This is a genomic window from Pseudomonas sp. L13, assembly GCF_009935965.1.
In the GTDB taxonomy this organism is placed as follows: Bacteria; Pseudomonadota; Gammaproteobacteria; order Pseudomonadales; family Pseudomonadaceae; genus Aquipseudomonas; species Aquipseudomonas lactis.
Window position 1 is genome coordinate 46,687 of record NZ_QODJ01000021.1, and the last position, 17,862, is coordinate 64,548.

Here is a 17,862-nt window from a genome sequence, read left to right on the forward strand (position 1 = left end):
GTGCACACAGCCCACAACCTCGGCGCCCTACCCGGCGTCGATCACGGTTTTTGTTCGATTGATGACCTGCTGCGACCTGATGATGTGTTCATCTGCAAGCAGGTGCACAGCGCGTCGGTGATTGAATGGCAGTCGGGCCAAGTGACTAATACGGTTGAGGCGGACGGGGTGTTCACCCGGAGCCGGCAGCCAATTGCGGTCATCACGGCCGACTGTTTGCCCATCCTGATCGCAGGCGGTGATTTAGTGGCCGCCATTCATGGCGGCTGGAAGGGCCTGCAACGCGGGATTATCGGCAATGCCGTGCAGCGTTTTATCGATGAAGGCATTAGCGCGGACCAGTTGCGGGTGGCAATTGGGCCGTCGATCAAGCCTTGCTGCTATGAGGTGAGTGAAACGTTCATTGCCCAGTTCCAAGCGGATCAAGGCCACCTATGGGAGGACAGCCAGGCGCCCTGGAGCATTGAGCAACCGATACCGCTGCAAGCTCCGCACATTACACCGCCCCACGCCAGGCAAGCGGGAAGTGCCTGGTTTGACTTGAGCGGGTATGGGCTGCAGTTGCTGCAAGCGGCGGGGGTCAAGCGCGAGCAGATCGAGGTGAGTGACGTGTGCACTTATTGCACGTCGCCGACGTTTGCCAGCTATCGCAGGAGGACGCATCACTTGCAGGAGCCGAAGACATTGATCTATTCGTGGATTGCTCGTACAGGCCAATAAAAAAAGGCCTACAAACTAACTTCTCAGGTCCCCTGCCTATCGCCAAAAATCAAAGTGCCATGTCATTTTTTGCGATAAAAACCCTCTTGAGGAGCGCCTTCTCACCTGCGATTTTCTGGCCCGCCCTTTCTTGCCAGAGGCTACGTCAAGGACGTAGAATTTCGCGTGTTAACCATCATAGAGTCGCCTTTATTCAACAGACTATGGCCTGACTATTGGACTGAAGAGGAAAAAGGTATTTTCATGGCGTTTCTTGCCAGCCATCCTGACGCTGGGAATGTTATTCCGCGCTCAGGTGGCTGCCGAAAGATACGCTGGAGCATGGAGGGCCGGGGTAAAAGTGGATCAGTGCGGGTTATCTACACCACACAACTGGAATGCGGCGCGATAGTCGCCCTGCTGATTTATGGCAAGAGCGCCACGGAGAATATTCCGGCACATATCCTGTACAAAATCGCAAAGGAAATGAACCATGCCACTCACTGATAAAGAACTGAAGGAACGTGACGCCAAACGCAATATAGGCGAAGAACTACTGACAGCCATTCAGGATGTCAAAGCGGGACGTTACGGTGCCGTGCAGCACGTTGAGGTCACTCAAGCTGCCGAAGCAAGAAGCAAAACAGGGCTCTCACAACCCAAATTTGCCGAGCTTCTGGGCGTGTCAGTAAGAACCCTTCAAGAATGGGAGCAAGGGCGTCGCGCACCTTCCGGAGCAGCACGCTCGCTACTGCATATTGCGGCCATAAGGCCGGACGTTTTTCGCGAAGTGCTCAGTAACGCCTGATGGCGTTACTGGTTCGGGCCAATCACTGGCGGCTGATCTTCAACCCCTTGCGCCACGCATGCCGCTCCAACGCCAGCTCGATCAACCGGCTGACCAGCTCGCTGTAGCTCATGCCTGCCGCCTGCCACAGCTTGGGGTACATACTGATGCGGGTAAAACCGGGCAGTGAGTTGATCTCGTTGATCAGCACTTCACCGTCCTGCGTCAGGAACACATCCACCCGCGCCAACCCGGCGCAGCCCAACACTTCAAACGCCTCGATGGCCAGGCTGCGAATCCGTTCGCTGGCTTCATGACTGATCGCCGCTGGCACCACCACCTGGGCGGCCTGGCCGTCGATGTATTTGCTGTCGTAGGAATAGAAACCGCTGCTCACCACGATCTCGCCACAGCCGCTGGCGATGGGCTGGTCATTACCCAACACGGCGCATTCGATTTCGCGGCCCTGGACGGCGGACTCCACCAGCACTTTCTCATCAAACCCCAACGCCAGTTCAACGGCAGCGCGGTATTCGGTTTCGTCACTGACTTTGCTCACCCCCACCGACGAACCCTGGTTGGCGGGCTTGACGAACATCGGCACACCGAGCTTGCCAGCGGCCGTTTCGAACGAGGTTCGCACGGCGTTACTTCGCGTGAGGGTGATGAACGGCGTGACCGCAATACCCGCGTCACGCAGCAGGCGCTTGCTGATGTCTTTGTCCATGCACACCGCCGAGCCGAGCACGTCGGAGCCGACGAAGGGCAAGTCCGCCATGCGCAGCAAGCCTTGCAGGCAACCGTCTTCACCGAGGGTGCCGTGGACAATCGGGAAAATTACGTCGATGTGTGCCAGCACGCCCTGACCGGAGGTTTCCACCACTTGCTGGCTGGCCTTGCCGGGCACCACGGCCAATTCACGGTTGGACTGGTTGAGCGCGATGAGCGCCGGGTTTTCCTGGTTGAGCAGGAAGTTCGAGGTGTCATTGAGGTGCCAGTGGCCGGCCTTGTCGATACCGATCAAAACCGGCTCGAAACGTGAGCGATCAAGGGCATCGACAATGTTGCGCGCCGATTGCAGCGAGACCTCATGCTCAGCCGAACGGCCACCAAAAATAATACCTACCCGCACCTTGCTCATAACCGGCCTCACTGTTGAAAGTAAGGCTTCTTACCACGGGCGGTCAGCGATTCGCTACCCGATGTGCATTGGCACCTGCACAATCGTACAAGACCCCGGCAGACAACCGGTGCAGACTCAGTTAACGTGTTTCCACCTCCTTTTGTGACAAGTCACCATGGGCAATCCCACGCACTCCCTCGACTGGCTGCACCGCGCGCCCCACGCCAGCGGCCTGGACCGTATCGAGGCGTACTTTGCCGGCTTCGCCTTCGACCCCCACCGCCATGACACCTACGCCATCGGGCGCACGTTGTTCGGCGTGCAGAGTTTTCATTACCGCGGCGGCACCACCCACAGCCTGCCTGGCACCACCATGGTGATCCACCCGGATGAAACCCATGACGGCCGCGCCGGCAGCGACGAAGGTTTCAAGTACCGGATGATTTATGTGGAGCCGGCGCTGATCCAGCAGATCCTCGGTGGGCAGCCGTTGCCGTTTATCCCCGGCGGCTTGTCCACCGACCCACGGCTGCACCGCGCCAGCGAAGTGTTGCTGCAAAGCCTGGATTGCCCGATAGACCCGATGCAAGAGCAAGACGCCCTGTTCGACCTGGCCCACGCGCTGAGCGACGCGTCCGGGGCCATCATCCGCCGTAAATCATTCGACTACATTGCGGCCGAACGCGCCCGTGAATTCATCCACAGCGCCCTGGGCCGCAGCATCACCCTGGATGAAATTGCCGACCACGCCGGCCGCGACCGCTGGGCGTTATCGCGGGATTTTCGCGTGTTGTTCGGCACCAGCCCCTACCGCTACCTGACCATGCGCCGGCTGGACCTGGTGCGCCATTTATTGGCCCAAGGCCAATCGTTGGTGGATGCGGCAATGACCGCAGGCTTCACCGACCAAAGCCACATGACCCGCCAATTTCGCAGCACCTACGGCATGCCGCCGTCGCGTTGGGTGAAGATGCTCGGACGCTGAAATGCGTGGAGACTGTAGGAGCGAGCTTGCTCGCGAAATGCGTCAACGATAACGCGGGTTTCCTGAATGAACGCGGCGCCGGTGAGTTTTTCGCGAGCAAGCTCGCTCCTACAAAAGCTCCCAAGCTGCTGGCATTTGGTCATGGTTTGTAAAGGGCCAGCAAGCCGTATCCCTTTAAATTGCAGGACGTTTCCGAGACAATCCCTGCCGCCTTGTGCCTGTTGGAATCGATGGCTAGTCTTCGGTCCGTCACTGCTTTTTCAGTGATCGGGTTTAGCAGCCCGAACTCAATAGGCACAGGTTCACCTATACGTTTATGGTGGCTGTGCGCGGGGCACTTTCGGGTGCGCCGGTTTTCCTATTGACCGGTCTGCTAACCCGCGTACAGCTGCCACCTTACGTTTAGCAGCGTGAGTGGTCGCTCCCTTGCTCAATAGGAGTTACACCATGACCAAAGCACTTCCCGATCCACCCATGGATTGCCTCGTCGTCAATGAAGAACTCAGCTTCGAAGACGCCCAACTCTACATTTCCCATCTGATCAACAGCGCATCGGCCACGGTGTGGGACTGTTGCGATCACCTGCAACCCCACGACCGCGCCCGAATCCATGCCGCATGGCATTTGCTGGAGATGGCCAAGACCGTGGTAAACCGCACCATCGAGTGCATGCCGCGTACCTGAAAACACTACAAAACCCATGTGGCTGGCTTGCCTGTAACCACGATGCGAAGCGAGCCGCTCTTGATCTTAGGCGCCCCGTCAAACCACGCTGGCCGGAATTCGACAGGGATTTGGGGGGTAAACCGGCAGGGATGCCGGTTTACCCCCCAAATCCCTGGCGGATTACGGGCACACCGAGCCTAAGCGAGGTGCCGAGTGGTGGGGCGAGGACCTTTTGGTTACTTTTGGGTCCTTCCAAAAGTGACCCGCTGTAAAAGCGGAACCCTAAGTGGCCGTTACCGCAGGAATGGATATGTACTCGGTATAACTGCGTCGACTGTCAGGCCGTCTTCGCAGGCAAGCCAGCTCCCACATTTGATCTTCGTGGCCTACCGCCTCAGTCAGAGCTGGCGCCCGACAATCGGTTGGCCAATGGCCAGAAAATTCCCACCCGCCACATGGTGCAACGTGCGCAGTTCATCATGCCCTTCAAAATGCCAGTGGCCCTCACTGAATACCCGCTCATCAGCATAGGCCGCGACCACTTCGCCCAGGAACAGGTCATAGGCCTGCTGATTATGCGGCTCAGGCAGCAGGCGGCACTCCAACCAGGCCACACAGCCTTCCAACATCGGCGCCTCGGTGTGCTCACCGCTGAAGCTGTGCAAGCCGTAGGCTGCGAATTTGTCGGTTTCAACGCCGCGGGTATTGCCCACCGTCTGCACCAGATCAGCCTGCGCAACACAAGGCACCTGCAACACAAAGGTGCCAGCGCCTTCCAGTAGCTGGCGGGTCCAGGTGGCCTTGTCGAGCACCACCGCGACTTTCGGTGGTTCGAAATCCAGCGGCATGGCCCAGGCAGCGGCCATGATATTGCGCTGGCCGTTGTGGGCTGCGCTCACCAACACGGTCGGACCGTGGTTAAGCAAACGGTAAGCCTTGGACAGGGGGACGGGGCGAAGGAACGTAGGGCTCATGGTCGATCAGCTCTGCAAGCGAGAAAAGACCTAAGATACCTCAAGCACAAGCCCCACAGGTCAGCTCGACAGCTGATTGGCAAACTGCCCGACCGCACTCACCACTTTTTGCGCACCGTCTTGAATCTCGACGATCACGGTACCCGCCTCCGCCGCCAGGGCCAGGCCCTGCTCGGCTTGCGCACGACCGCCGGCCATCAAGGCCACTGCGTCGCGGGCCATGTCCTGGTTCTGGCGCACCACACCGACAATTTCCTCGGTCGCCTTGCTGGTGCGTGACGCCAGTTGCCGTACTTCATCGGCCACCACCGCAAAGCCACGCCCCTGTTCACCGGCACGCGCCGCTTCGATGGCGGCGTTGAGGGCCAGCAGGTTGGTTTGCTCGGCAATGCCGCTGATGGTCTTGACGATGCTACCAATCACTTGGGACTGGGCATTCAATGCCTCGATACCTTCACCGGCCTGTTGCATGTGCTGGGCCAGGTCGCGCATCACGTCCACGGCCTGGGTGACCACGGTGGTGCCGCGCTGGGCGCTGTCGTCGGTTTGCAACGAGGTGCTGTAGGCGATATTGGCGGCCTCGGCCACTGCCTGCTCGCGATTGACCTGGTCGGTAATGACCGTGGCGAACTTGACCACTTTGTACAGCCGCTCATTGGCGTCCAGCACCGGGTTGTAGGTGGCCTCCAACCATACCAGGCGGCCATGGCTGTCCACACGCTTGAAGCGCGCGGCGACGAACTCGCCGGCGTTCAGGCGCTTCCAGAACTGTTGGTATTCGGTACTGTTGTATTCCTGCGGTTCACAGAACATACGGTGATGCTTACCTACGATCTGCGCCAGGCTGTAACCCATGGCGCCGAGGAAACGGTCATTGGCGGTGAGTACATGCCCGTCCAGGTCGAACTCGATCAACGCGGTGGAACGCATCAGCGCGGTGATCAGGTTTTGATGTTCACGCGAACTCTCGATGGTGCGGGTAAGGTCGCTGGAGAACATCGAAAACTGCTTGATGCGCCCTTCAGAGCTGCGCACCGGCTGCACGATTGAGCGCAACCAGGCTTCCTTGCCATTGCCACGCATCAGGCGCACGGCGCCGGCAAAGTGTTCGCCGCGGGCCAGCGCGTGCTTGAAACGCAGCTGGAACTCGTCCTGACGCACATGAGCCGGCACCAGGTCTTCGATCGCGCGCCCGACAATCTCGCCGAGCGAGTAGACCAGTTCCTGCAGGAAGTTGGCATTGGCCCACTCCACACGGCCTTCTGGGTCCAGTGTCAGGCAGAGCATTTCGCTTTCCAGGCTCTCTTTCACCTGGAGCAAGCTCGACAATTCTTCGCGCAGAGCGGTCAGCTCTTGCTTCAGGCGGGTATTGAACATGGGGCACCGTTAGGCAAATGAGGTGGGTGTACTCACTTGCATCGGCGCTGCCGGGGTTTTCTGAAGAGCGCTTGAGCCCTGGGCCCAACTATATTTTCAACCACCATTGTTACGGCATACGCCCATGACCTGATATTCCAGGGTATTGAGCTTGCCGCTGGAGTCTTCGTAGGTCATGCGCGACGGCACGGCGTTGCACGAGCGGATCGGCGGCGTCACGTTGACGACCTTGGCAATGTCCAGGTCCATGCCATAGCGGTAAGCCTGGACCTCAGGCACCGGCTTGCCTTTTTTGATCGCGTAGGCGGCCATGGCTTTCTCATTGCGCTCCATCATCAGGGCAAAAGTACGATCCCCTCCCCCTTCGGCCAGTGCGCCAAATGATAAGACTACGGTTAACACACCCAAGCCTAATTTATAAAAGTTCATCACAGGTTCCTCGACTGGAAAGTTCAGTGTCGAGAGTAACCAGCGAACCCTGACGCCAGGTTCACCAGAACATTACTTATTTGTTAGATGGCCGTTAGTTTCCAGAATTGTAATCTTCGCGCCATGCAGCTGTTACCCACCGTTTGCAACTATCAGCCAGGGCCATATCAATAAGAACGCCCGCCTCTATAAGAGCCGATAACTGCCATCACCGAGGAGCGCATCATGAGCATTCGTCATTACACCCTTCCCTTTTCACTGATGGCTGCACTGCCCATGGCCGCCATGGCGGTGGAGGACAAGCCCGAGGGTTTTATCGAGGGCAGCCGCATCAACGTGCTGGCGCGCAATTTCTACTTCAACCGCGATGACCGCAAAGGCCAGTCCAGCCCCACCGGCAATGGTTATTCCGAAGCCTGGGCCCAGGGCTTTATCGGCAAATTCGAATCCGGTTTTACCCAGGGCACCGTGGGTTTTGGCCTGGACGCGTTCGCCATGTACGGCCTTACCCTTGATTCGGGCAGCGGCCGCAGCGGCGGCAAAGGCTCGTTCGGCGTGCTGCCGGTAAACAGCGACAACCAGCCGGAAAACAGCTACAGCAAAGTCGGCGGCGCGGCGAAACTACGCGTGCTGGACACGGTAATCAAGGCCGGCGACGTGTTCCCGCTCACACCCGTGGTGGCCTACGGCGACTCTCGCCTGTTACCCGAGAGTTTTCACGGCGTCACCCTGCAAAACACCAGCCTGGAAGGCTTGAGCCTGCAAGGCGGGCGCCTGAGCGGCATGAGCCAACCCAGTGAAAGCGGCATGAACAAAGGTTTTTCCACCTTCTATGCGGGCAGGGTCGACTCGCCTTGGATCGCCTACTTCGGCGGTGACTACCAACTCAACAGTCATCTGGGCTTTAGCCTCTACAGCAGCCGCCTGAAGGACGCATGGGATCAGTACTACTTCGGCAGCAATGCCAATTATGCGCTGAGCGACGACGTGTCGCTGTTCGGCGATTTCAATTACTACAAGGCGGTGGACGAAGGTCAGAAACGGCTCGGTGAGTTCGACAACAACATCTGGAGCGCCAGGCTCGGGGTCAAGGTCGGTGCCCACAGCGTGGCCGTGTCGCACCAGCGTAACAACGGTGACGATGATTTCGACTACCTGCGCCAGTCAGACTCGATCTTTCTCAATAACTCGATCCAGTACAGCGACTTCAACGCGCCCAAGGAGCGCTCATGGATGCTGCGCTACGACCTGGACATGCAGGCGTTCGGCATTCCCGGCCTGTCGTTCATGACCCGCTACGGCAAAGGCACCGGCGCCGACTACAGCAACGCCAATGCCGTGTATATGCGCCGCGATGCAGCGGGCAACCCCTTGACCGATCAACGCCGCTGGGAACGGGATATCGAGGCCAAGTACGTGGTGCAAAGTGGGCGCTTGAAGGATTTGTCCCTGCGCTTGCGCCAAGCCACCGTGCGCTCCAGTGCGTTTGAGTCAGACCTGGAAGAAGTCCGTCTGATTGCCGAATACCCATTGGTCGCGCTGTAACCCTTACATTCGCTCGCGATTAACTAACATCTGTTCACAAATTGTTGGTTATCAAAATTGTAATATTGGCCTCAGCTTCTCGTTAAGTGGAACTTTCTATACTCGCTTCAACTTATTCACCGAGCACATTCATCTCTGAAGCTTTTGTGTAGCTCCTTTGGAAAGAGATGAATTTTTAACGCCCCGCTTGGGGCGTTTTTTTTGCCTGCGGCTCCATGCGGCCGATGGTCGCAGTTGACCCTGAAGCTACTTTAGCCTTCAGACTTTTCCTACTCCGATAACCGCCGCCATAGGGACATGGGCGCCTTCTCTCCCCTAATTCAAGAGGTAACCCCCATGCGTATTCTTGTGGTTGAAGACGAGCAGAAAACCGCCGACTACCTGCAACAGGGCCTGAACGAAAGTGGCTATGTGGTCGACTGCGCCGCCAATGGCATTGACGGCCTGCACCTGGCCGGGCAACACGCCTATGAACTGGTGATTCTGGACGTCAACCTGCCGGGCAAGGATGGCTGGCAAGTGCTGGAAGAATTGCGCCGCAATGGCACCCAGCGCGTGATGATGCTCACCGCCCGTGGCCGGCTGGCTGACAAGATCAAGGGCCTGGACATGGGCGCCGACGACTACCTGGTCAAGCCGTTCGAGTTTCCCGAACTGCTGGCCCGGGTGCGCACCCTGATGCGCCGCAGCGAGCACATTCCACAGCCGGAAGTGTTCCGCGTCTCGGACCTGGAATTGGACCCGCGCCGCCACCGCGCTTATCGCGGCGCGCGGCGCATCGACCTGACCACTAAGGAGTTCGCCCTGCTGCAAGTGCTGATGCGCCAGGCCGGCGAAGTGCTGACCCGCACGCAGATTATTTCCCTGGTGTGGGACATGAATTTCGACTGCGACACCAATGTGGTGGAAGTCTCCATCAGCCGCCTGCGCGCCAAGGTGGATGACCAGAGCGAGGTCAAGCTGATCCACACCATTCGTGGCGTGGGCTACGTGCTGGAAGCGCGCCCATGAAGACCGGCAGCCTGTCGATGCGCCTGGGCCTGACGGTCAGCCTGATGGGCGCGGGCCTGGTGCTGCTGCTGGCAACCCTGGCCTACCTGGCCCTCACCCATGAGCTGGAAAAACTAGCGCGCAAGAACCTGGAAAGCAAGATGGAGCAGATCCAGCACAGCCTGGCCCTGGGCCTGGACGCCCATGGTATTCGCGCCCGCCCGCACTCGCTGATGGACCTGGTGATGGGCCACGACAATTTCCACCTGACCATTGTCGGCACCGCCCCCGATAACAGCGTACTGCTGAACGTCGGCAGCAAGCCTCAGGAACCACTGCTCACCGACTTCAAGCCACGGGAAACCCTGGGCTACCTCAATTGGGTCGACAGCTACGGCAACCAGATACTCAGTGCCTCCAGCCTGATGCGCCTGGCCAGCGGTGAGCGCGTGCGGGTGCTGCTGTCCCTGGACCGCATGGACGACCAGGCGCTGCTCAGTGCCTACCTGCGTGCCACGCTGATTGCGCTGCCGCTGCTGTTGATACTGATTGGCATGGGCGCCTGGTGGCTGGTGCAACGCGGCCTGGCGCCGTTGAAGCAGTTCAGCCAGGTGGCGGCGAAAGTCACCACCCAAGACCTCACCCATCGCTTATCCGTAGACAACCTGCCCCACGAACTGGGTGAACTGGCCCACGGCATCAACGTGATGCTCGACCGCCTGGATGCCGGGGTGCAGCAACTCTCGCAGTTCTCCGATGACCTGGCCCACGAGCTGCGTGCGCCCTTGACCAACCTGATGGGCAAGGCCCAGTTGACCCTGTCGCGCCAACGCCCGCCGCAGGAATACAAGGCGGTGCTGGAGTCCAACACCGAAGAGCTCGAACGCCTGGCGCGGATTGTCAGCGACATGCTGTTTCTGGCGCAGGTCAGCCACCCGGCGGCGCGGGCCTCATTCACCGAGGTGTCCCTGGCGCAGGAAGCCCAGCGCGTGATGGAATTGTTTGCCCTGAGTGCCGAAGACAAACACGTCACCCTGAGCCTGCGCGGCGATGCCTGGGTGACGGGCGACCGGCTGATGATCCAGCGGGCGATTTCCAATTTGCTCTCCAATGCCATTCGCCACACACCCGAGGCCGCCACCGTGTTGCTGTTGGTGGAGACCTACGAGCAGAGTGTATCGCTGTCGGTAGGCAACCCGGGGCGAGGCATTGAAGCCCACCACCTGCCGCATTTGTTCGAACGCTTCTACCGCGCCGACAGCAGCCGTACCCGTGCCGAGGGCGGTACCGGGTTGGGGTTGGCCATTGTGAAGTCGATCATGCATTTGCATCAGGGGCACGCTCATGTCACCAGCCAGGCTGGACGTTTTACGCGGTTCAGCCTGGTGTTTCCTTCGAAGCCAGCCTAGGTCCAATGTAGGAGCGAGCTTGCTCGCGAAAAACGTCAACGATAACGCGTGTTTCCTGAATAAACGCGGCGCCTAGGTTTTTTCGCGAGCAAGCTCGCTCCTACAGAGGGTAAGCCCGCACATTGCGGCGTTTTCACGGTTGTCAGGCGGTCTCTTCATCGCGGCGATGGGCCCACTGATACAACGCCGGCAGCACCAGCAATGTCAGCAAGGTCGAGGAAATAATCCCGCCAATCACCACTGTCGCCAATGGGCGCTGGACTTCGGCGCCGGTGCCGGTGGCGAGGGCCATGGGGATAAACCCTAGGGACGCCACCAGCGCGGTCATCAACACCGGGCGCAGACGGGTCAACGCGCCTTCGTGGATCGCCACCGATAACGAGCGGCCTTCCTCGCGCAGGTTTCGGATGAAGGCAATCATCACCAGGCCGTTGAGCACCGCCACACCTGACAACGCGATAAAACCTACCCCCGCCGAAATCGACAGCGGAATATCGCGCAACCACAAGGCCATGATCCCGCCAGTCAGCGCGAAGGGGATGCCGGTAAACACCAGCAGGCCGTCCTTGAGGTTGTTGAACATCATGAACAGCAAGCCAAACACCAGCAGCAACGCCACCGGCACCACGATGCGCAAGCGGTCAGAAGCCTCCTTCAACTGTTCAAACTGGCCGCCCCAAGTGGTCCAGTAACCGGCGGGGACTTTCACCTGGGTGGCGATGGCGGCCTCGGCCTCTTCGACAAACGAGCCGATATCGCGCCCACGCACGTTGGCGCTGACGATCACCAGGCGCTTGCCGTTCTCGCGGCTGACCTGGTTGGGGCCCAGCACCAGGTCGAGGCTGGCAACCTGTGACAAGGCGATAAAGCCCAACTGCCCCGAGGTACTACTCGCCAGCGCCGGCACCGGGATCAACAGGCGTGACAAGCCGTCGATATCGGTGCGCAACGTGTCGGACAAGCGCACCACCATGTCAAAACGCCGATCGCCCTCGTACAACGTACCCGCCTGGCGCCCACCGACCGCGACGGCGATGGTGTCCTGCACATCGCCCACATTCAGGCCAAAGCGAGCGGCCTTGTCGCGGTCGATATTGATGGTCAGCACCGGCAGGCCTGAGGTCTGTTCCACCTTCACTTCCGAGGCGCCGTTGAGCTTCTGCAAAGTCTCGGCGATTTCCCCGGCTGTCTGGTTGAGCACCGCCATATCATCACCGAACACCTTCACCGCCACATCGCTGCGCACTCCGGAAATCAGCTCGTTGAAGCGCAACTGGATCGGCTGCGACAGCTCATACACGCTGCCTGGCACAATCGCGCTGGCCCGTTGGATATCGGCGATGATTGCCTCGCGGGACTTCTTCGGGTCTGGCCATTGGTCCTTGGGTTTGAGCATCACATAGCTGTCGGAGATATTCGGCGGCATCGGGTCGGAGGCGATTTCTGCCGTACCAGTGCGCGCAAACACCCGCTCGATTTCCGGCACTTGGGCCAGCAAGGTTTTTTCCAGTTGCTGCTGCATCTGTACCGATTGGGTCAGGCTGGTGCCGGGCACACGCAGCGCCTGTTGGGCAAAGTCGCCCTCGCTGAGGCTGGGGATAAATTCACTGCCCATGCGGCTGGCAACCAGGCCCGAAACGACGATGGTCAAAGCGGCCAGGCCGAACACCAGGGGCCGACGCACCATCACCCAGTTGAGCACCGGGTCAAACACCCGGCGCGCACTGCGCATGACGAAGTTTTCTTCTTCCTTGACCTTGCCGGTGACGAACAACGCAATCGCCGCCGGTACGAAGGTCACCGACAAAATCATCGCGCCGAGCAAGGCAATCACCACCGTGAATGCCATGGGGTGGAACATCTTCCCGGCCACGCCCGTGAGGGCGAAAATCGGCAGGTACACCACCATGATGATCAACTGCCCGAAGATCAGCGCGCGTCGCGCCTCCTTGGCGGCGGCAAATACTTCGTGCAGGCGCTCGCTGCGGGTCAGCAACCGGCCATGACGGTGCTGCGCATGGGCCAGGCGGCGGATGGCGTTCTCGACGATTACCACCGCACCGTCAACGATAATGCCGAAGTCCAGCGCACCCAAGCTCATCAGGTTGGCGCTGACTTTGTTGGTGAACATGCCGGTAAAGGTGAACAGCATCGCCAGCGGAATCACCATCGCCGTGATCAGCGCCGCACGGATATTGCCCAGGAACAGGAACAACACCGCCACCACCAGCAACGCACCTTCGAAGAGGTTTTTCTTCACCGTGGCGATGGCTTTTTCCACCAGGTTGGTGCGGTCGTAGACGGTGACCGCTACCACGCCGTCGGGCAGCGAGCGGTTGATCTCCTCAAGCTTTTTCGCCACCGCCTGGGACACGCTGCGGCTGTTCTCACCGATCAACATGAACACCGTGCCCAGCACCACTTCACGGCCATTTTCGGTGGCGGCACCGGTACGCAGCTCACGGCCAATGTCGACCTGGGCCACATTGCGCACGCGGATCGGCGTGCCGTCCGAGGTGGTGATGACAATGTTGGCGATGTCGTCGACAGACGCCACCTGGCCCGGCGCACGGATCAACAATTGCTCGCCGCTACGCTCGATATAGCCGGCGCCGACGTTGGCGTTGTTACGCTCCAGCGCGGTGACCAGATCGTTGAGGGTCAGGTTGTAAGCCGCCAGGCGCTTGGGGTCTGGCGCAATCTGGTATTCCTTGGCGAAGCCGCCGATGGTATTGATCTCGGCCACGCCGGGCACGTTGCGCAACTGCGGTTTGATGATCCAGTCCTGGATCACCCGCAAGTCGGTGGGTGTGTAGGGCGTACCGTCCTCTTTGCGCGCACCGTCCTCGGCTTCGACGGTCCACAGGAAAATTTCCCCAAGGCCGGTGGAAATCGGCCCCATCGCGGTTTCGATGCCGTCGGGCAATTGCTCACGGGCCACTTGCAGGCGTTCGTTGACCAATTGGCGGGCAAAGAACAGGTCGGTGCCGTCCTTGAAAATCACCGTGACTTGGGACAAGCCGGAACGCGACAACGAACGCGTCTGCTGCAGGCCCGGCAGGCCGGCCATGGCGGTTTCGATGGGAAAGGTGATGCGCTGCTCGGTCTCCAGCGGCGAAAAACCGGCCGCCGCCGAGTTGATCTGCACCTGCACGTTGGTAATATCAGGCACCGCGTCGATGGGCAGTTTCTGATAGCTGGCGATGCCGACACCGGCCATCAACAGCACTGCCAACAGCACGACAATGCGCTGCTCGATGGCGAATTGGATAAGGCGTTCAAACATGGGGAATCACTCGCAGGATCAATGGGCGTGTTCGGCCGAGCCTTTGCCCAGTTCGGACTTGAGGATGAAGCTGCCAGCCGTCGCCACCTGCGCGCCGGCCTCCAGGCCTTTACGCACTTCGACGTAGCCGTTTTCACTGACGCCCAGTTCAAGATGGCGGGTGATAAAACCATCTGCGGTGCGCACAAACACCGAGGGTTTGTCCTCGACGGTCTGGATCGCGGCTTGCGGCACGGTCACCTTGGCCTGGTAGGTATCGGTGGCCACTTGCACGGCCACGAACAAGCCCGGGCGCCAGGCGTCGTCGGGGTTGGGCACCGTCACGCGCACGGTGGCAGTGCGCGTCTGCTCGCCGAGCAAGTTGCCCACATAGGCCACGGTGCCCAACACTTCGGTGCCCATTTCCGTCGAGCTGACTTTCACCGGTTTGCCCACGCGCACCTTGTTCAAGTCCTTGGGAAATACGCCGAAGGTGACCCACACCTGGGACAGGTCCGAAAGGGTGAAGGCATTGCTGGTTTCACTGACCACCTCGCCCACCCCCAGGTGTTTTTCCACCACCACACCGGCGAAGGGCGCCCGCAGTTCATAACGATTGCCGCCGGCCAATACGGCGCTGCCACTGAGGGCGGTCATCTTTTGCCGCGCATTGTTCAGGGCGATTTCGGCTTCTTGCAGGGTTTGCCGCGCCAGCAGGTAATCCTGTTCGGCAGAGATTTTGTCCTGCCACAACTGACGCTCGCGCTGGAAGGTAGTGCGCGCCAGTTCGACCCGACGCTCGCTAGCGGCCAGTTCGCTGCGCTGGTCGGAAATCTGCTGGCTGGCGATCACCGCCAACAGTTCGCCCTTCTTCACCGACTGGCCCAGGTTGACCTTCACCGCCTCCACCACACCCGCTGCGCGGGGCACGATGTGGGAGGTGCGGTCTTCATCAAAACGCACCTCGCCCGGCAGCGTCAGCACAGTGCTGATGGCGCGCGGTTGCGCCTGGGCCAACTGGATGCCGGCGGCTTGAATCTGCTGCTCGGTGAGTTCGAGCTTGCCTTCTTCTTCCTCGGCGTGGGCGAGGCCCGATAGCATCAGGCCCAGGGCGACGGCGAGCGCCATGCCATGTTTTTTGTTCATCAGGAGACTCCAGGAAAAATCAAAAGCGGGCGAGGTCGCCGTAAATGCGCTCGATGCGTACCCAGGCCTCGGTGGCCTGGGCGGTGGCAGCAAGGTATTGGGTACGAGCTGCGATCAAGGTGCGCTGGGCGTCCAGCACGTCGAGGAAGTTGAACTTGCCCATCTCGAAGCCACGGGTGGCGCTGTCTACCGCACTCTGTGCGGCGGGCAGGATCTGCTGGTTGAACGCGCGCACTTCGGTGTTCGCGGTTTGCCACAGGTCCAGGGCCTGACGGGTTTCGGTGCGCAGGCGCAGCTCGGCGGCGTTGCGCAGGTCGCGGGCCTGGTCGGCGCGTCGAGTGGCCGCGAGGATGTTGCCCTGGTTGCGGTTGAACAACGGAATGGGCATCGACACGCCCACCAAGTTCACCCGTTCACGCACGCTGGCGTCGTATTGGCTGCCGATGGACACATCCAGGTCCGGAATGCGCTGGGCTTTTTCCAGGCCCACGCTGGCTTCGTTCTGCACAATGTTGAGTTCGGCCAGGCGCAGTTCCGCAGTCTGTTCAAGACGAGCCAGCAATGGCGCGGCGGCGGGTAACTCCGGTACGGAAGTGCTTGGCGTAGCGACCGCCTGGAAGTCGGTGGCGGCGCTGCCGGTGCTGGTGGCCAGGCGACGGTAGGCGTCAGTGAGGCCGATCTGGGCGCGGTTCAATTCCAGGCGAATTTCCGACACCTGCACCTGGGCGCGGGTGGCTTCCACGGGTGACGACTTGCCGGCGGTGACGCGCCCGTTGGCGACCACCAGGCCGCGTTCGGCAAGCGTCATGGAGCGTTGCGCCAGGTCGAGGCGTTCCTGGGCGCGCAAGGCGCCGTAGTAGCTGTCGATGACCTCGGCACGCAACAGGTTGCGGCGCTGCTCCAGGGTCAGCGCGGCGGCATCCTGGGCGCGGGTGGCCACTTCGATACGTGCACCGCGCTTGCCGCCCAGTTCCAGGGTCTGGCTGAGCTTGATGCTGGTGGTGCGGCTGTTGCGGCGGGTGTCTTCGGCGTCCCAGGAGGCGACCGGGTTGGGGATCAGGCCGGCCTGTTGGCGACCGCCCTGGGCGATGTCGATTTCCCATTGTGCGGCCGCCAGGTCCGGGTTGTTGGCGAAGGCGGTTTGCAAGGCTGCATCGAGGGTGAGGGGTTGTGCCTGGGCGGCGTTTGCGGATATCCACACTACCAATGCCGCCGCCCCCAACAGTGTTCTAACAAAAATTGCCATAACGAGAGTTCCACGCCCATGAAGTCGCTGAGGTTTCCCAGCGGGGGCAATGTAGCTTTCGGTACTTATCAGGGCCGTGGGCGAAAGATTACAAATCCGTTAGCCAGGCTCAGGCATGCACTTCGTCATGCTCGTCGTGCGTGAATCCCTCGCCCTCCACTTGGATCGTGGCGTGGGAAATATCGAACTGTTCGTGCAGTAACTCCGTCACTCGGCTGAGGATCTGTTGCTCGCTGCCTTGGGACGCATCCGCGACCAGGTGCGTACTCAGCACGTTCTTGCCACTGGTGAGGGCCCAGATGTGCAGGTCGTGCACGTCCTTGACCCCAGGCACGCTGCGAATGCCCTGCTCCACCTGCTCGATGTCCACCCCCTCCGGCACACCTTGCAACAGGATGTTCATGCTCGCCTTGAGCAACGTCCAGGTGCGCGGTAGGACCCAAAAGCCGATGGCGGCCGCGACCACGGAGTCGACCCAACCCCAGCCGGTGAACATGATCACCAGCGCGGCAATGATCACGCCGACGGAGCCCAGCATGTCGCTCCAGACTTCCAGGTAGGCGCCCTTGACGTTGAGGCTCTCGCCACTGGCGGCGCTGAGCAGGCGCATGGAGATCAGGTTGACCACCAGCCCCAGCAGCGCGATCACCAACATGCCGGTGGACTGGATCTCGGCAGGTGCCTGCAGCCGCTGGTAAGCCTCGTACAAGATGTAGAACGCCACGGCGAACAGCAGCAATGCGTTGAAGGCGGCTGCCAGGATCTCGAAGCGCGCATAACCAAAGGTGCGCTTGCGGTCTGCCGGGCGCTTGGCGACCTGGATCGCCACCAGGGAAATCGCCAGCGCCAGGGCGTCGGTCATCATGTGCGCTGCATCGGACAACAGCGCCAGGCTGCCGGTGACAAAGGCGCCGATGACTTCGGCCAGCATGAAACTACCGGTCAGCCCCAGGGCGATCCATAACTTGCGTTCGTGGCCGGCGCGTACTTGGGCGTGGCTGTGTCCTGCGCTCATGAAATGTCCTCGTGGGTTGGGATGGGGCGGATCATAGAGCTATAGGTCAGATCCACTGGCATGGTTTGCAAAATTGTCATCTAAGCGCCAGAGCGTCGTTACCTTCGAGCGCACCAAAATCGCCCATGCACGCGCTGGGGGAGTTGTATCAGGTATGCTTTTCAGGCCGAAACAAAAAGAAACATATTAGCCAACCTGCTCGATAA

At 60.3% G+C, this 17,862-nt stretch carries 16 protein-coding genes and 1 pseudogene; 8 read left to right on the forward strand and 9 right to left on the reverse strand.

Features of this window, described 5'->3' with window-relative positions:
* The 3 genes from DK871_RS12915 to DK871_RS12925 all read left to right on the forward strand — a co-directional run bounded on the left by DK871_RS12915 (position 1) and on the right by DK871_RS12925 (position 1,507).
* Positions 1 to 720 (forward strand): polyphenol oxidase family protein, encoded by a 720-nt coding sequence (locus tag DK871_RS12915; protein WP_161905309.1) that lies wholly within the window; start codon positions 1 to 3, stop codon positions 718 to 720.
* Between the two features lie 243 nt (positions 721 to 963).
* Positions 964 to 1,206: a hypothetical protein gene (locus DK871_RS12920; RefSeq protein ID WP_218581410.1), complete on the forward strand. Its 243-nt coding sequence runs from the start codon at positions 964 to 966 to the stop codon at positions 1,204 to 1,206.
* Entirely contained in the window at positions 1,193 to 1,507 is a 315-nt protein-coding gene (locus DK871_RS12925; protein WP_019817027.1) for a DNA-binding transcriptional regulator, read from the forward strand. Before DK871_RS12920 ends, DK871_RS12925 begins: the two co-directional genes overlap by 14 nt.
* Before the next feature lie 22 nt (positions 1,508 to 1,529).
* On the opposite strand, the gene ddlA is transcribed toward DK871_RS12925, so the two are convergent.
* Positions 1,530 to 2,627, reverse strand: a complete 1,098-nt coding sequence (ddlA, locus tag DK871_RS12930; protein WP_161905311.1) for a D-alanine--D-alanine ligase — start codon at positions 2,625 to 2,627, stop codon at positions 1,530 to 1,532.
* A 157-nt stretch (positions 2,628 to 2,784) separates the two neighbouring features.
* On the opposite strand from ddlA, the gene DK871_RS12935 reads away from it, so the two are divergent.
* Both DK871_RS12935 and DK871_RS12940 read left to right on the forward strand, forming a co-directional pair.
* Positions 2,785 to 3,594, forward strand: coding sequence for an AraC family transcriptional regulator (locus DK871_RS12935; protein ID WP_034134431.1), 810 nt, complete (start codon positions 2,785 to 2,787; stop codon positions 3,592 to 3,594).
* A gap of 447 nt (positions 3,595 to 4,041) precedes the next feature.
* Positions 4,042 to 4,278 carry a hypothetical protein gene (locus tag DK871_RS12940; RefSeq protein WP_003188310.1) on the forward strand — a complete coding sequence of 79 codons (237 nt, stop codon included), beginning with the start codon at positions 4,042 to 4,044 and terminating at the stop codon, positions 4,276 to 4,278.
* Between the two features lie 380 nt (positions 4,279 to 4,658).
* Here DK871_RS12940 and DK871_RS12945 read toward each other — a convergent pair whose 3' ends face one another.
* The 4 genes and pseudogenes from DK871_RS12945 to DK871_RS12955 all read right to left on the reverse strand — a co-directional run bounded on the left by DK871_RS12945 (position 4,659) and on the right by DK871_RS12955 (position 7,040).
* On the reverse strand, positions 4,659 to 5,234 hold the full coding sequence (locus DK871_RS12945) for a flavin reductase family protein (RefSeq protein ID WP_161905312.1): 576 nt from the start codon (positions 5,232 to 5,234) through the stop codon (positions 4,659 to 4,661).
* A gap of 60 nt (positions 5,235 to 5,294) precedes the next feature.
* Positions 5,295 to 5,726: a methyl-accepting chemotaxis protein gene (locus DK871_RS29675; RefSeq protein WP_375139738.1), complete on the reverse strand. Its 432-nt coding sequence runs from the start codon at positions 5,724 to 5,726 to the stop codon at positions 5,295 to 5,297.
* A gap of 108 nt (positions 5,727 to 5,834) precedes the next feature.
* Positions 5,835 to 6,611: pseudogene (locus tag DK871_RS29680) on the reverse strand (PAS domain-containing protein); the annotation flags it as partial.
* Between the two features lie 96 nt (positions 6,612 to 6,707).
* The gene (locus DK871_RS12955; RefSeq protein ID WP_161905314.1) at positions 6,708 to 7,040 is read right to left on the reverse strand and encodes a DUF2790 domain-containing protein; all 333 of its coding nucleotides are present in this window, start codon (positions 7,038 to 7,040) and stop codon (positions 6,708 to 6,710) included.
* A 225-nt stretch (positions 7,041 to 7,265) separates the two neighbouring features.
* On the opposite strand from DK871_RS12955, the gene DK871_RS12960 reads away from it, so the two are divergent.
* From DK871_RS12960 to DK871_RS12970, 3 genes are all read left to right on the forward strand, one after another.
* Positions 7,266 to 8,585: an OprD family porin gene (locus tag DK871_RS12960; protein WP_161905315.1), complete on the forward strand. Its 1,320-nt coding sequence runs from the start codon at positions 7,266 to 7,268 to the stop codon at positions 8,583 to 8,585.
* Between the two features lie 336 nt (positions 8,586 to 8,921).
* Entirely contained in the window at positions 8,922 to 9,596 is a 675-nt protein-coding gene (locus DK871_RS12965) for a heavy metal response regulator transcription factor (RefSeq protein ID WP_003188303.1), read from the forward strand.
* Positions 9,593 to 10,984 (forward strand): heavy metal sensor histidine kinase, encoded by a 1,392-nt coding sequence (locus tag DK871_RS12970; RefSeq protein WP_161905316.1) that lies wholly within the window; start codon positions 9,593 to 9,595, stop codon positions 10,982 to 10,984. The genes DK871_RS12965 and DK871_RS12970 overlap by 4 nt, the downstream gene beginning before the upstream one ends.
* A 142-nt stretch (positions 10,985 to 11,126) precedes the next feature.
* Here DK871_RS12970 and DK871_RS12975 read toward each other — a convergent pair whose 3' ends face one another.
* The 4 genes from DK871_RS12975 to DK871_RS12990 all read right to left on the reverse strand — a co-directional run bounded on the left by DK871_RS12975 (position 11,127) and on the right by DK871_RS12990 (position 17,656).
* On the reverse strand, positions 11,127 to 14,270 hold the full coding sequence (locus DK871_RS12975) for a CusA/CzcA family heavy metal efflux RND transporter (RefSeq protein WP_161905317.1): 3,144 nt from the start codon (positions 14,268 to 14,270) through the stop codon (positions 11,127 to 11,129).
* An 18-nt stretch (positions 14,271 to 14,288) separates the two neighbouring features.
* Positions 14,289 to 15,395 (reverse strand): efflux RND transporter periplasmic adaptor subunit, encoded by a 1,107-nt coding sequence (locus DK871_RS12980; protein ID WP_161905318.1) that lies wholly within the window; start codon positions 15,393 to 15,395, stop codon positions 14,289 to 14,291.
* Positions 15,396 to 15,414: 19 nt separating this feature from the next.
* Positions 15,415 to 16,641 (reverse strand): TolC family protein, encoded by a 1,227-nt coding sequence (locus DK871_RS12985; protein WP_161905319.1) that lies wholly within the window; start codon positions 16,639 to 16,641, stop codon positions 15,415 to 15,417.
* Positions 16,642 to 16,750: 109 nt separating this feature from the next.
* Entirely contained in the window at positions 16,751 to 17,656 is a 906-nt protein-coding gene (locus tag DK871_RS12990) for a cation diffusion facilitator family transporter (protein ID WP_047712521.1), read from the reverse strand.
* Between the last annotated feature and the right edge of the window lie 206 nt (positions 17,657 to 17,862).